A 13,231-nucleotide genomic window follows, 5' to 3' on the forward strand; every position below is an offset into this window, starting at 1 on the left:
CGATCTTCGACCTCGCCGACTACGGCGTCGTCGGTGATCTCTTCACCGTCGTTCCCCAGCTCACCGACGACATCACCACCCGCAAGAACTGACCCGCGGGCCCACAGCGCCCCACGGCCACCACGCCGTGGGGCGCTGTGCGCGTGTTCGGGTGCCGCGCGCGCGGAACACGCCCCCGCCCCCGGGTCACCGTGCGCCGTATCTCCCCGTGATGAGCGGGCGAATACGGCGAAAGCACCGAGGACTTCCGGACAATTGCCGTCCGAACGCCCGTACGGCGTGAACCCGTCCGGCGAAACCGGCGTGCCGTGGGGAAACATGGAGCCATCGGCCCGGACGGACGGCGGGGGAGAATGGTCAGCACAGTGGTCGCCACCGAACAGTCCGGCCCCCACTGACATGGCGTCGGACGAGCGGCACGCTCCCTCCCCCATGATCCCGGGGCCGGTTCTGCGGCCGCCGCCCGACATCGCGTCCTGGGTGCCGGCCCTGCTCCCCCGCGTCGAGGCCGCGCTCGGCACCGGCCCCGTGACCCTCGCGCCCTGGCGCCAGGGCACGGACTTCGCGGTGCTACGCGCCGGCGCGGCCGGAGCCCGGTACGCCCTGCGGGTCCCGCTCCGGGAGACCACCCGTACCGGATACGACGGGTTCACCGACTTCGCCCGGGTCATCCGCCGTGAGGTGGTCCTGCACCGGCTGCTGGCCGCCGCCGGGGTGCCGGCGCCCCGGGTGGTCGCCTGGGAGCGCCGGGAGGAGCCCGGCGGCCACTCCTGGATGCTGGCCGACCTCGTCGAGCACGACGAGTGCGCCGCACTCGACACGGAGCAGCAGCGGTCGCTGGGGCGTTTGGCGCGGACGATCCACACCCTGCGGCCCCGGCGGGAGCCCGGTCTGGCCGAGCTGCGGGCGGCGGGCCGCCCCACCGCGCTGCTGTCCCGGGCCCTCAACCGCTACCGGCGGGCGGCCGGGCTGTATCCGCTGCCCCCGGCCGAGCTGATCGAGCCGGCGCTGCGGGAGGCGATCCTCGGGGCCGGCGGGGACTCGCTGCTCCACATGGATCTGCGCCCGGACAACCTCTGCTTCCGGGGCAGCGGGATCGTCGGGGTGCTCGACCTGGCGAACAGCCTCGTCGGACCGCCGGCCGCCGAGCTGGGACGGGTGTACGCGCACGGGCTGCTCACCCCGGCGTTCCTCGACGGCTACGGCGGCCTGGAGGAGGGCAGGGACGGCGCGCTCACCCGGCGGACCGTGCGGGCCCACGCCGTCGACCCCCTCGCCTCCCAGGTCGCGCTCGCCGCCGGGCGGCCCGCCGGGCGGGCGGCGCTTCAGGCCCATGGGCTCCGGCTGGCCGCCGTCGCGCAGACCCTGCTGTGACACCCGGAGCGCCGCCGTCCGCCCCGGCACGGAGGCGGCCGCCCGGCCGGCGGTGCCCGTACCGGGGGCCGTGGCCCCGGACGCCGGGCGCTGTCCCTCAGCCCGCGTGGCCGGCGCCGGTGGTCCGCCGCGGGTGGGACCCTCCGGCCGGTGCGGGCAGTACGGCGGCGGTGAGGGCGATGCCGTCCGCCACCGTCCAGCGGCCGGGCAGTTCGGCCGGGAGCGGGTGCGCGGTCGCCGGTACGGGCACCAGCAGCCGGGCGGTGAAGGTGCCGCCGGGGTGGAAGACCAAGGTCGCCTCCTCGAAGCCCAGCTCCTTCCCGGTCAGCGGGTACCAGACCTTGAAGACGGTCTCCTTGGCGCTGAACAGCAGCCGGTCCCAGCACACTCCGGGCCCGGCCCCGCCCTCGGCGATCCAGGCTCTCTCCTCGGGCCGGGCCACGGCTTCGAGCACCCCGTCGGGAAGGGTGTCGTGCGGCTCCGCGTCGATGCCGACGGCGGCCAGGTCGGTGGTGCGGGCGAGCGCGGCCGCGCGGTAGCCCGCGCAGTGCGTCATGCTGCCGGTCACCCCGGCGGGCCAGACCGGGGCGCCGCGCACGCCCGGCACCAGCGGTGCCTCCGGCAGCCCGAGCCGGGCGAGGGCCCGGCGGGCACAGGCCCGTACCGTGGTGAACTCGCGGCGCCGCTTCTCCACGGCCCGGACGATCGCGGCCTCCTCCTGGGGGAAGAGCGCGATGGTGCCGGTGTCGTCGAGGGCCCAGGCGGAGGCCACCGACGGGGGCAGAATACGGTCGATCATGACGGCTGCGTCCCCGGAACCGGCTCCGGTTCCGGCGCGGGGAGGATCTGCCGCAGTACGCCCCGGGGGAACCCCCGCGGCCCGTGCTCGCGCGGATAGCCGACCGAGACCTCCTCGAAGCGGACGCCGTCGTGCCAGGTGGTGCGCGGGATGTGCAGATGGCCGTAGACCACCGTCTGCGCGTTGAACCGCAGATGCCAGTCCGCGGTGAGTTCGGTGCCGCACCACTGGGCGAGTTCGGGGTAGTACAGAACCCTGGTGGGCTCTCTGACGAGGGGATAGTGGTTCACCAGGACGGTACGCGTCCCGGGGGCGAGCGCCGCCAGCCGACTCTCGGTCTCCGCGACCCTGGCCCGGCACCACGCCTGCCGGCTGGGGTGGGGGTCGGGGTGGAGCAGTACCTCGTCGGTGCAGACCACCCCGGCCTCGTACGCCTGGGCGAGCGCTTCCTCCCGGGTGGCGGCGGTGGGGGTGCGGAAGCTGTAGTCGTACAGCACGAGGAGCGGCGCGACGGTGACCGGGCCGCCCGGTCCCTCCCAGACCGCGTAGGGGTCCTCCGGGGTGAGGACGCCCAGTCCCCGGCAGATGTCCACGAGATGCCGGTAGCGGGCCTCGCCGCGCAGTTGGACCGAGTCGGACGGATGGGTCCACAGCTCGTGGTTGCCGGGTGCCCAGACCACGGTGGCGAAGCGGTCGCGCAGGGTGCGCAGCGCCCACTCGACGTCCTCGGCTATCTCCCCCACGTCACCGGCCACGATGAGCCAGTCGGCGTCGGAGTCCGGGCGGATGCCGGAGACGATGCGCCGGTTCTCCGGGTAGGCCACATGCAGATCACTGATGGCCATGAGCGAACCCATGGCCTGTCCGGAAGCTCTCATGGGGGACATCCTTACCCGGCTTATCGCACGGAGTCACCGCCCGGCCACGGGCGCGGGGTTTACGATCTCTGTGGACCAGGGCCCGGATTCCGGCCGTACCCCCGACGATTGGCCCGAGTGATGAGCAGACGAATCCCCAGGGCCGCCCCGGTCGCGGCCACCACGGCGCCGGCCCCCGGCGGATGGCCCGGGCCCCTGTCCCGGCGGAGGGGCGAGGAGGTCCGGGATGGAGCGGCGCACCGATGATTCCGCCCTGTGGGTAAGGAACTTCACCCCCTCCCCCGAGGCTCCGGTACGGCTGGTCTGCCTGCCCCACGCGGGCGGTTCGGCGAGCGCCTATCACGCGATGTCGGTGGCGCTGGCGCCCTGGGCCGAGGTGCTGGCGGTGCAGTACCCGGGCCGGCAGGACCGCCGTCTCGAACCCTGTGTCACCTCCTTTCCCGAGCTGGTCGAGCGGCTGGTCCCGGTGGTCGCCGGACAGGCCGATCACCGGCCGCTGGCGCTGTTCGGCCACAGCATGGGGGCGACCGTCGCCTTCGAGGTGGCCCGGGGGCTGCGGCGGCTGCCCGGACCCCGGCTGCCCGCGGTGCTGTTTCTGTCCGGGCGCAGGGCACCCCATATCGACCGGGCCGAACGGGTCCATCTCCGCGACGACGAGGGGATTCTGCGGGAACTGAGGCGGCTCGGCGGCTCGGCGGCCGACGCCCTGGCCGATCCCGAGCTGCTGGAAGTGATCATGCCCGCGATCCGGGGGGACTACCGGGCGTCGGAGACCTATGTCCATGTGCCCCAGCCGCCGCTGGACTGCCCCGTGGTGGCGCTGACGGGGGACGCCGACCCCCGTGCCGCCGTCCCGGAGGTGGAGGCGTGGCGCGAGCACACCGAAGGGCCGTTCACCGCCCATGTCTTCCCCGGCGGCCACTTCTACCTCCACGACCGGCCGGAGCCGGTGCGGAACACGATCAGGGACCATCTGCGGACGGTCGCGGCCCGCGGGGCGGCGCCCGGCGACGGGTTGATGCAGAGCGGAGACACAGCCGATCGGTGACGGGTGAGTGACCTCGGGGTCCCGGAGACGTCCCCCCGGGACGGTGGGGGTGTGCGCACACCGGCGCGCTCGTCCCCCGGAGGTCCCCATGCACGCCCAGCCCGGAAACGGCCCGTCCACCGAGGAGCGGACGGTGGCCGCGCCGCGCCGGCCGCGCGGGGTGCCGTCCCCCGCGGTGGTGTGGGGTGCGGTGGCGGTCCTGGTCCTGACCGCCCTGTGCGGATGGCTGGTGGTCTCCCGCGAGGACGGGTCCGGATCGCGTCGCGCGGCCGCGCCGGCCGCCGCAGAACGGATGGCGCTCCCCTGGCCGGAGGACGGGCAGGCGGGGGTGGCGATCACCGGGCAGGGGGAAATCGGGACGAGCGGGAAGCAGACGCCGGTGCCGATCGCGAGTGTCACCAAGGTGATGACGGCTCATGTCGTCCTCCGGAGCCGTCCGCTCCGGGAGGGCGAACCCGGCCCCTCGATCCCCGTCGACCAGCGGGCCGCCGACGAGTCGTGGTCCCGTGACGAGTCCACCGTCGTGCTGGAGGCGGGCCGGCGGCTGACCCAGCGGCAGCTGCTGGAACTGCTGCTGCTGCCGTCGGGCAACAACGCCGCGCGGCTGCTGGCCCGCTGGCACTCGGGCAGCGAGAAGGCGTTCGTGGCGGAGATGAACCGCGCCGCCCGCGATCTGGGGATGGACCGCACCACCTACACCGGTGCCAGCGGCCTGGAGGCCACGACCACGAGCACCGCGGCGGACCAGCTGCTGCTCGCGCGGGCGGTGATGCGGGACAAGGTCTTCCGGTCCATTGTCGCCACCCCGGAGGTCACCGTCGGCGGGGCCACGGGCACCGTCGTCAACACCAACAAGCTGCTGGGCAGGGACGGGGTCGTGGGGCTCAAGACCGGGTCGAGCACCCCCGCGGGCGGGGCGCTGATGTGGGCGGCGGAGACCGGCGAGGGCCATGGCTCCGGGCTGATCCTCGGGGTGGTGCTGCACCAGAGGGCGGGCACCACTCCCGCGGCCGGGCTCCAGGCCGCCTTCGACAGCAGCCGGAGGCTGATCACCGCCGTCCGGGACGGGCTGCGCGGGGACCGCTCCACCCGGCGGGCGTGAGCGGTCCCCGGCCGGCCGGGGCCGGACGCGGATCAGACGCCGAAGGCGTCCGCCCAGCGGATGACACCGGACGGAACCGGCCGGCCGGAGTCGAGCACCAGGGCCATCATCGCCTCGTCCGGCACCTCGAACGGCGCGCGGATGCCCCAGCGGGAGGCGGGCTCGAACCCGAACCGGGGGTAGTAGTCGGCGTGTCCGAGGACCACCACGAGGGCCTCGCCCCGTTCCCGGGCGGCCTCCAGTGCCGCGCGGATCGCCGCGGAGCCGGCTCCCCGGCGCTGGTGGGCGGGGAGCGTGGCACACGGGGCGAGGGCGAGCGCGGGGTGGCCGTCGATGTGGCAGCGGGTGAGCAGGGCGTGCGCGGCGAGAGTGCCGTCGGGGGCCTCGGTCACCAGGGAGAGACCCTCGATCCAGGCGCCGGGGTCCGCGCGGAGCGCGTCGACGAGGTCGGCCTCCGCCGGGGTGGGGAAGGCCGACGCGTTGATCCCGTGGACGGCGGCGGCGTCCCCGGGCCGCTCGGGGCGGGTGGTCCAGGTGGTCATGGAGGAGGTTCCGTTTCTCCGCGGCCGGTTCCGGGTCCCGGGCCGCTGCCGTTCCCGGTCGGTGCTGGTCGCGGGTGTTCCGCGCGAAAGGGTGCCGTCGGGGCGGGTGCCGCCGGGGCGCGTTCCCTGCGGGCCGTGCCACGCTAACACGCTCCGCCGGGCCGCCCGGGAGCGGTCCGGCGGAGCGGGGCGGCCGCCGCCGTGGCCCTTCGCGCCCGGGTCAGGGACGGGGTTCGAGGACGACGGACAGCTCGGTCAGACCGCGGAACGCCGGGAACGGGACCTCCATCCAGGTGGCTTCCCGTTCGGGGTGGGCGAAGGCGGTCCTCGGGAAGCGGCCGAAGAGGCCGGTGAGGGCGAGCTGTGTCTCCAGCCGCGCGAGCGGCGCCCCCAGGCAGTAGTGGATGCCGTGGCCGAACCCCAGATGGGCGCTCTGGGGGCTGCCCGGCCGCGCCACGTCGAAGCGGTCCGGGTCGTCGAACTTCCCCGGGTCCCGGTTGGCCGAGTTGAGGGCGATCTGGACCAGGGCGCCCCGGGGGATGCGGGTTCCGGCGATCTCGGCGTCCTCGGTCGCGAAGCGGAAGGTCGCGGTCTCCACCGAGCCGTCGTGGCGCAGCACCTCCTCCACCGCCGGTCCGAGCAGCTCCGGGTCCTCGCGCACGGCGCGGAGCTGCTCGGGGTGGGAGAGGAGGTGGTGGACGGCGTTGCCGATGAGGAACGCGGTGGTCTTGTGTCCCGCGAACATCAGCAGAAACGCCGTGGAGATCATCTCGTGCTCGGTGAGGGTGCCGTTCTCGTCACGGGCCTCGATGAGGGCGCTGAGCAGATCGTCGCCGGGGTGGGCGCGCTTGTCCTCGATGACCTCGGCGAAGTAGGCGTACAGGCTCTCCTCGGCACGCTGCTGGGCGAGCTTGGACTCCTTGCTGAAGCCGGTCTGGGCCACCGTGGTGGACCACTCCTGGACCTTGGCCCGGTCCTGCGCCGGCACACCGAGGAGTTCGCAGATCACGATGATCGGCAGCGGGAAGGCGAAGGCGGGCAGCAGATCGACGGGCTCGCCGGGGTCGCACCCGTCGAGCAGCGCGTCCACGACCTCGCGGATACGGGGCCGCAGGGACTCCACCCGGCGCGGGGTGAATCCGGAGCTGACCAGCTTCCGCAGCCGGGTGTGCTTGGGCGGGTCGGAGTTCAGCATGTGGTCGTCGAGGGCCACGGAGGAGTCGCCGAAGATCCTCCGGTACGACTCCATCGCCCCGTACATGTCCTTGCTGAAGCGGGGATCGGAGAGCGCCGCCCGCGCGTCCTCGTAACGGGTGATCAGATAGGTGTCGATGCCGTGCCGGGGGCGCATCGGGCAGACGGGCGCCGTCTCCCTGAGGTGCTCGTAGACGGGGTACGGGTTCCGCCGGAACTCGGGGGTGCACTGCTCGGCGGCGACGGCCGGGTCCTCCACACTGGTCACGGACGGCTCCTGAGGTCGAAGACGGCCTCGGCGTTGCCGCCGAGGATGAGCTGCTGGGACGCCTTGTCGAGGGGCAGCTTCTCGATCATGCGGATGTACTCCTCCAGCGGTACGGAGATCGGCGGCGAGTCGGTGCCGAACATCATCCGTTCCGGACCCAGCACCTCCGCGTTGAGCCCGAGGTGTGCCGGGCTGTAGGTGCTGGTGTCGACGTACATCCGGCGCAGCGCCTCGCCCGGCTCGGCCGGGGGCCGGCGGTCCGCGGGCCCGTCCGCCCCGGGCGCGCCCGGGCCCCAGTGCCGGGGCCGGGCCGCGGTCTGGAGCCGTTCGGGCAGCAGGGCCAGGGCGCCGCCGCCGGTGGCGCCGATCAGCCGCAGCTCCGGGTACTTGTCCAGCCATCCCGCGAACGCGATCATCGCGATGCCCACGGTGAGGTCGCCGAACCGGCCGATCTGTTCGACGAAGCCGAGATCGTCGACGCGTTCCGTGCCGATCGGCTCGGCCGGGGCGTGGACCAGGACCGGCGCCCGGGTCTCCGCCGCGAGGGCGAAGAATCCATCGGCCCTGGGTGAGGCGAGCAGTTCGCCGTGGACGCTGGAGGTGGTGATCAGACCGACGAAGGCGGGGTCGGCGAGGGTCTCGCGGACGCCTTCGAGATGGTCGTCGTCGCCGAACGGGTTGGCGTACACATAGCCGCGCAGCTGGTCCGGGAAGGTGGAGATCAGACCGGACATCCAGTCGTGGAAGCCGCGCAGCCGGTCGCGCGGCTGGCGGTAGTTGTCGACGCCGGGGACGCGTGCCATGGCGCCGGCCCCGACCGGGCTGCCGATGATGGTGAGGTCGATGCCGGCCTGCGCGCGGGCGGCGAGCATGGCGTCGACGTCGGTCAGGGCGGGGGGCATGGGGAAGCGCCGGGCGGCCTCCGGTGGGGACAGATGGCCATGAATGTCGATGATCATGGATGGGTTCCCGGTGATGGTGTGAGTACATGGGCGACCGCGACGCAGTCCTCGTCGCCGTGGCCCCGCTCGGTGGCGCTGACATGGGTTTCCGTGGCGGCGGCGAGGAGCGGGAGCCGCAGTCCGGCCGCTTCGGCCTGACTCGACGCCAGCAGCAGGTCCTTGGCCATCAGCCGCAGCCGGAAGTCCGGCTGGTCGAAGCGCCCGGCCGTCAGCCGCTTGGACTTGAAGGCCATGACGGGCGAGGCGAAGCCGCTGCCCGCGATGGCGCCGAGGACGAGTCCCCGGTCGAGTCCGGAGGCCGCCGCCAGTTCCACGGCCTCCGCCATGGCCTGCACCTCGATGCCCATCAGCAGGTTGAGGAGCAGCTTCATCCGCATGCCGGAGCCGAGTCCGCCGAGGTGGACGACCTCCTTGCCCAGCAGTTCGAGGAGGGGCAGGCCGGCGGTGAAGACACGTTCCTCGCCGCCGACGAAGAGCCTCAGCTCCCCGCTGCGGGCGTGCTCCCGGTTGCCGAGCATGCCGACGTCCAGCACGGAGTGGTGGCCCCCGGTGAGGCGGACCACCTCGTCGGGGGCGACGGTGCTGGCGCAGACCAGCGCGCCGGGGTAGGGGGCGCCGGAGAGGATGCCGTCCGGGCCGCGCAGCACGGCGGCGAGGGCCTCGCTGTCGGCGACCGTGCAGATCGCGGCGCTCGTGCCCTCGATGGCTTCGGCGGGGTGGGCCGCGGTGACGGCCCCGGCGTCGGCGAGCGGCGCGGCACGCTCCGCGGTGCGGTTCCAGACCCGTACCCGCACTCCCCGGTCGAGGAGGCGGGTGGCGAGTCCGGTGCCCATCGAGCCGAGGCCCAGTACGGCGACGGGCCCGGTGTCCTGTGTCATGTCTTGGCTCCCACGGTCTCCTGGATGATCCGGAACCGCAGCGACTGCGTCTGGTCGACCCAGACGCGCAGCGGGGCCAGCAGTGCGCGGTGGTCCTCGCCCTGCTGCCAGGCGAAGAAGTGTTCGGGCGACTCCCACTCGCTGCTGATCACCCACTGCCGGGAGTCGTCGATGGGTTCTCCCAGCCGGTCGATGATGTGGCCGGGGACGCTGGCGACGGACTTCCGTATGCCTTCGTACGCGTCGAGAAACCCCTGCTCACCGCCTTCGACGACGTGGACCGAGTACACCACGGACAGCTTGTCGGCCGAGTGGCCGTTCTGCTCGGTGCGCATGCCTCCTCCTGACAGTCATATCCGGCAAAGCACGCATCCACGGACTCATGTCGTCCGGTGCCCCGCAACTCCTGCGCGGAGACGGCCCAACGGGGAGCGGAATCCGGCCACGTGTGCCGGTGCGTACGGGTGAGGAGCGGCATCCGTACGAGGGCGCGGCCGGCGGGTGTACGCGGTGGCGGGCGCCGCTCCCGGGGGCCTCGGGGCGACCGGGTGCGGCCGGACCCGGCGGCGAATCCCCCGGCGGCCTTGCTCCGTTCGGCTGACCGGACCTCCGGGCGGGGGTCCCGATCCGGCCACGGGTGCCCCGGGCGCCGGGTACCGCTGAACCGCCGCCGGGCGGCCCCCGTGAGCCGTGGCGAGGCGAAGGAGACCCCCATGCGTGACACCGAGACCATCCCCGACTACCCCGGCCACGCCTTCACGGGCGACCCCGTTCCGCTGCCCGGCGCCCCGGTCGCCCGGGTGCGGCTGCCCAGCGGGAACCCGGTGTGGCTGGTCACCGGCTACCAGGAGGTGCGGACGGCGCTGACCCATCCGCTGCTGTCGCGGGTCGTGGGGGAGGGAGACCCCGAGGTGGGCACGTCCGGTGCCATCGGCGGCTACCGCAAGGCCTTCCGCACGCTCCAGCACGACGGCGCCGTGCACACCCAGGTGCGCCGTCCGGCCGCGCGGCCGTTCACCGCGCGCCGGATCGCCGCCCTGCGCGAGCGCGTCCAGCAGCTCACGGACGGGCTGCTGGACGAGCTGGAGGCGGCCGGCCCGCCCGCCGATCTCGTCCAGGGCCTGGCCTATCCCCTGCCGATCACGGTGATCTCGGAGCTGTTCGGCGTCCCGGCCGAGGACCGCGACCGGTTCACGGTCTGGTCGGACCGGATCGTCACGGTGCTCGGGACCACGGTGGAGGAGGTGGACGCCGCCCGCTCCGCGATCCAGGGCTATCTGGGCGAGCTGGTGACGGCCCGCCGGGCCGAGCCGGGCGACGATGTGATCAGCGGCTGGCTCGCCTCGCGGCACGACACCGACGACGCGCTGACCGACACGGAGATCGTGCGGCTGGCGCAGACCGTGCTCATCGGTGGCTACGAGACCACGGTCAACTCCATCGGCGCGGGGATGTGGCGGCTGTTCCAGCACCCGGAGCAGCTCGACGCCCTGCGCGCCGACCCGGGGCTGCTGCCGGGAGCGGTGGAGGAGATCCTGCGCTACCAGCCGCAGGGCACCTTCTTCCTGATCATGGTGGCCAGGGGCGAGCTGGAGCTGGGCGGGGTGACGATCCGCGAGGGTGAGGGCGTGATGCCGCTGCCGGCCGCGGCCAACCGCGACGCCGGCAGATTCGGCGAACCGGACCGCTTCGACATACGGCGCCCGCCGGGCGGCCATGTCGCCTTCGGCCACGGCGCGCACGCCTGCCTCGGCGCCGCGCTGGCCCGGATCGAGATGGAGGTGGCCATCGGGAGCCTGCTGCGGCGCTTCCCCGGGCTGCGCCCGACGGAGGATCTCGCCGCGCTGGCGTGGCGCGAGGACCGGCTCGTCAACGGGCTGCGGGAGCTGCCGGTCACCTGGTAGGCGCCCGGCCCCGGCCCGCCCGGTGCCTCAGACGGCGCTGAGCGGGCCGAGGAGTGCCCTCACTTCCTCCGCCTCCGCCGACCCGAGCTGCTCGTGCAGGGCGAGCGCCTCCCGCCAGCAGGCCCGGGCGCGGTCGGCCTGGCCGAGCGCGGAGAGCGCCCGGCCGAGGGTGATGAGGACCTTGGCGCGGATGCGGTCGCCGCCGATGCAGCCGATGGCCAGGGCCTGTTCGGCGTGTTGCGCGGCCCGGGCGGGGCGGTGGGCGGCCAGATGGACCTGGGCGATACGGAACAGGGTCGTCCCCTCCCACAGCCGCTGCCGGACCGCGCCGAAGCTCTCCCGCGCCTCCGTCAGTTCCTCCAGCGCCTCGGCCAGGCTTCCCGCCTCGGTGAGGGCGACTCCCAGCACATAGCGCGCGTTGGCCACCCGAACGGTGAACCCGAGACGGAGCAGCAGGTCGAGGGCTTGGCGGGCGAGGTCGATGGACTGCTCGACGCGGCCCATGAAGAGGTGGAGCCGGGAGAGATTGCCCAGGGCGCTCGCCTCACCGGGGCCGTTGCCGTCCGCGCGGAAGCCCTCCATGGCCCGGCGCAGAAACCGCTCGGCGTCGGCGTGCCGCCCCTGGTTGACGGCGATGATGCCGCGGTCGTTGTCGGCCCAGAAGACGGGCGCCGCGTCGCCCGCCCGGCTCGCGAACCGGGCGGCCCGCTCCGCCTCCTCGTCCGCCTCCGTGTAACGGCCGGCGACCAGATGGGCCTGGGCGAGGACGGTGTGGGCGCGGCCCAGTGCCCGGCTGTCGTCCACCCGGCTCGCGGCGTCCCGGGCGGTGAGCGCCGCGGCGGCGTACTGCTGGGAGTTGGCCCCCGACTCGGCCAGGTCCTTGGCGGCCCAGAGCAGGTCGACGGCGCGCCGCAGACCCCCGCTGTCGGCGGTGGACTGCTGGGCGCAGGCGAGGAGGCAGGGAGCCTCGGTGTAGAGCCAGTCGAGGGCTTCCTGCCGGCGGGCGAACGAGAGCCCGTCGGTCCCGGTGGATTCCAGGTGGTCCGGGAGGCGGTCGCCCGGCCGGTCGATGGCGTACACCCGGCTCACGGTGGCGAGGTAGAAGTCCAGCAGCCGGGAGAGGGCCGCGCCGGTGTCCTCGGGGCGCTCGTCGCGTTCGGCGCACGCGCGCGCGTAGAGCCGGACGAGGTCGTGGTAGCGGTAGCGGCCCGGCGCGGCGGACTCCAGGAGGGAGGTGTCGACGAGCCCCTCCAGCAGGTCCTCGGCCCGGTGCGCGGACCGGTCCAGCAGGGCCGCGGCGGCGGCGAGGGAGATGTCGGGGCCGTCGGCGAGGCCGAGCAGCCGGAAGGCGCGGGACTGCTCCGGGTCGAGCTGGCCGTAGCCGAGTTCGAAGGTGGCCTTCACGGCGAGGTCGCCGGCCTGGAGTTCGTCGAGCCGGCGGCGCTCGTCGGCGAGCTTGGCGGCGAGCACGGAGATGGTCCAGGTGCGGCGGGCGGCCAGCCGGGAGGCGGCGATCCGGATGGCCAGCGGCAGGAAGCCGCAGGCGGCGACGGTCTCGCGGGCCGCCTCGTGCTCGGCCAGGACCCGCTCGTCGCCCACGATCCGGGTGAAGAGCTGGAGGGCTTCCTCGGGGGACATCACATCGAGGTCGACCAGATGGGCGCTCGCCAGGTCGACCATCCGCGCCCGGCTGGTGACCACGGTGGCGCAACCCGGCGCACCGGGCAGCAGGGGGCGGACCTGGGCGGCGTCCCGGGCGTTGTCGAGCAGGACCAGGACACGGCGCCCGTCCAGCGTGGAGCGGTAGAGCGCGGCCCGCTCCTCCGGGGAGTCGGGGATGGCGGAGTCCCCGGTGCCGAGGGCGCGCAGAAAGGAGCCGAGGACGGCGGCCGGTTCGGCGGCACGGCTCCCTGTTCCCCGGAGGTCGGCGTAGAGCTGGCCGTCGGGGAAGTGCGGGCGGGCCTCGTGGGCCACTTCGAGGGCGAGGGTGGTCTTGCCGACGCCGCCGATGCCGGCGAGCGCGGAGACCGCCATCACCGAACCCTCACTGGTGGCGAGCGTATGGACCAGCTCCTGGACGAAAGAGACCCGTCCGGTGAAATCGTGTGCCCTGGAGGGCAGTTGGGCGGGCCGGGGAGGGACGGGGCCGGTGGCCTCGCCGGCGCCGCCGGGGATCACCAGCTCCTTGTCGGCGCGGAGGATGCGCTCCTGGAGGCGGGAGAGTTCGGGGCGCGGGTCGACGCCCAGCTCGTCGGCGAGGAGCCGGCGGGTGTCGGCGTAGA

At 74.1% G+C, this 13,231-nt stretch carries 12 protein-coding genes; 4 read left to right on the forward strand and 8 right to left on the reverse strand.

All coding sequences use genetic code 11. The annotated features are described in order from the left end of the window. The first annotated feature begins 432 nt into the window (after positions 1-432). Positions 433-1,374: a phosphotransferase family protein gene (locus ABT122_RS31560; protein ID WP_351559251.1), complete on the forward strand. Its 942-nt coding sequence runs from the start codon at positions 433-435 to the stop codon at positions 1,372-1,374. A gap of 97 nt (positions 1,375-1,471) precedes the next feature. Here the strand turns inward: ABT122_RS31560 and ABT122_RS31565 are convergent, their stop codons facing one another. After that, positions 1,472-2,173 (reverse strand): 4'-phosphopantetheinyl transferase family protein, encoded by a 702-nt coding sequence (locus ABT122_RS31565; RefSeq protein WP_351559253.1) that lies wholly within the window; start codon positions 2,171-2,173, stop codon positions 1,472-1,474. After that, positions 2,170-3,018: a metallophosphoesterase family protein gene (locus ABT122_RS31570; protein ID WP_351559272.1), complete on the reverse strand. Its 849-nt coding sequence runs from the start codon at positions 3,016-3,018 to the stop codon at positions 2,170-2,172. Before ABT122_RS31570 ends, ABT122_RS31565 begins: the two co-directional genes overlap by 4 nt. Positions 3,019-3,277: 259 nt before the next feature. On the opposite strand from ABT122_RS31570, the gene ABT122_RS31575 reads away from it, so the two are divergent. Further along, positions 3,278-4,099 carry a thioesterase II family protein gene (locus ABT122_RS31575; protein WP_351559255.1) on the forward strand — a complete coding sequence of 274 codons (822 nt, stop codon included), beginning with the start codon at positions 3,278-3,280 and terminating at the stop codon, positions 4,097-4,099. Between the two features lie 88 nt (positions 4,100-4,187). After that, entirely contained in the window at positions 4,188-5,201 is a 1,014-nt protein-coding gene (locus tag ABT122_RS31580; protein WP_351559257.1) for a D-alanyl-D-alanine carboxypeptidase family protein, read from the forward strand. Between the two features lie 32 nt (positions 5,202-5,233). On the opposite strand, the gene ABT122_RS31585 is transcribed toward ABT122_RS31580, so the two are convergent. The 5 genes from ABT122_RS31585 to ABT122_RS31605 form a co-directional block, all read right to left on the reverse strand. Next, a complete protein-coding gene (locus tag ABT122_RS31585; RefSeq protein ID WP_351559259.1) occupies positions 5,234-5,743 on the reverse strand; it encodes a GNAT family N-acetyltransferase in 510 nt (169 codons plus the stop codon). A gap of 220 nt (positions 5,744-5,963) precedes the next feature. Beyond that, positions 5,964-7,205 carry a cytochrome P450 family protein gene (locus ABT122_RS31590; protein WP_351559261.1) on the reverse strand — a complete coding sequence of 414 codons (1,242 nt, stop codon included), beginning with the start codon at positions 7,203-7,205 and terminating at the stop codon, positions 5,964-5,966. Beyond that, on the reverse strand, positions 7,202-8,164 hold the full coding sequence (locus tag ABT122_RS31595; protein WP_351559263.1) for an amidohydrolase family protein: 963 nt from the start codon (positions 8,162-8,164) through the stop codon (positions 7,202-7,204). Before ABT122_RS31595 ends, ABT122_RS31590 begins: the two co-directional genes overlap by 4 nt. Continuing rightward, positions 8,161-9,045, reverse strand: a complete 885-nt coding sequence (locus ABT122_RS31600; RefSeq protein ID WP_351559265.1) for an NAD(P)-dependent oxidoreductase — start codon at positions 9,043-9,045, stop codon at positions 8,161-8,163. The genes ABT122_RS31595 and ABT122_RS31600 overlap by 4 nt, the downstream gene beginning before the upstream one ends. Then, positions 9,042-9,380 carry an antibiotic biosynthesis monooxygenase family protein gene (locus ABT122_RS31605; protein WP_351559267.1) on the reverse strand — a complete coding sequence of 113 codons (339 nt, stop codon included), beginning with the start codon at positions 9,378-9,380 and terminating at the stop codon, positions 9,042-9,044. The genes ABT122_RS31600 and ABT122_RS31605 overlap by 4 nt, the downstream gene beginning before the upstream one ends. 378 nt (positions 9,381-9,758) lie before the next feature. Here ABT122_RS31605 and ABT122_RS31610 point away from each other — a divergent pair, with 378 nt between their 5' ends. Then, positions 9,759-10,949: a cytochrome P450 gene (locus ABT122_RS31610; protein ID WP_351559269.1), complete on the forward strand. Its 1,191-nt coding sequence runs from the start codon at positions 9,759-9,761 to the stop codon at positions 10,947-10,949. A 27-nt stretch (positions 10,950-10,976) separates the two neighbouring features. On the opposite strand, the gene ABT122_RS31615 is transcribed toward ABT122_RS31610, so the two are convergent. Next, positions 10,977-13,231, reverse strand: a 2,255-nt coding sequence (locus tag ABT122_RS31615; protein WP_351559271.1) for an ATP-binding protein, incomplete at its 5' end; no start/stop codon positions are given.

Origin of the sequence: Streptomyces sp. NPDC001985 (assembly GCF_040296845.1) — a bacterium.
In the GTDB taxonomy this organism is placed as follows: Bacteria; Actinomycetota; Actinomycetes; order Streptomycetales; family Streptomycetaceae; genus Streptomyces.

Excerpts from the sequence above, each read along its gene's own strand:
- ABT122_RS31570 (WP_351559272.1), bottom strand. The coding sequence starts at position 3,018 with ATGGCCATCAGTGATCTGCATGTGGCCTACCCGGAGAACCGGCGCATC.
- ABT122_RS31575 (WP_351559255.1), top strand. The coding sequence starts at position 3,278 with ATGGAGCGGCGCACCGATGATTCCGCCCTGTGGGTAAGGAACTTCACC.
- ABT122_RS31600 (WP_351559265.1), bottom strand. The coding sequence starts at position 9,045 with ATGACACAGGACACCGGGCCCGTCGCCGTACTGGGCCTCGGCTCGATG.
- ABT122_RS31585 (WP_351559259.1), bottom strand. The coding sequence starts at position 5,743 with ATGACCACCTGGACCACCCGCCCCGAGCGGCCCGGGGACGCCGCCGCC.
- ABT122_RS31595 (WP_351559263.1), bottom strand. The coding sequence starts at position 8,164 with ATGATCATCGACATTCATGGCCATCTGTCCCCACCGGAGGCCGCCCGG.
- ABT122_RS31610 (WP_351559269.1), top strand. The coding sequence starts at position 9,759 with ATGCGTGACACCGAGACCATCCCCGACTACCCCGGCCACGCCTTCACG.
- ABT122_RS31565 (WP_351559253.1), bottom strand. The coding sequence starts at position 2,173 with ATGATCGACCGTATTCTGCCCCCGTCGGTGGCCTCCGCCTGGGCCCTC.
- ABT122_RS31580 (WP_351559257.1), top strand. The coding sequence starts at position 4,188 with ATGCACGCCCAGCCCGGAAACGGCCCGTCCACCGAGGAGCGGACGGTG.
- ABT122_RS31605 (WP_351559267.1), bottom strand. The coding sequence starts at position 9,380 with ATGCGCACCGAGCAGAACGGCCACTCGGCCGACAAGCTGTCCGTGGTG.
- ABT122_RS31560 (WP_351559251.1), top strand. The coding sequence starts at position 433 with ATGATCCCGGGGCCGGTTCTGCGGCCGCCGCCCGACATCGCGTCCTGG.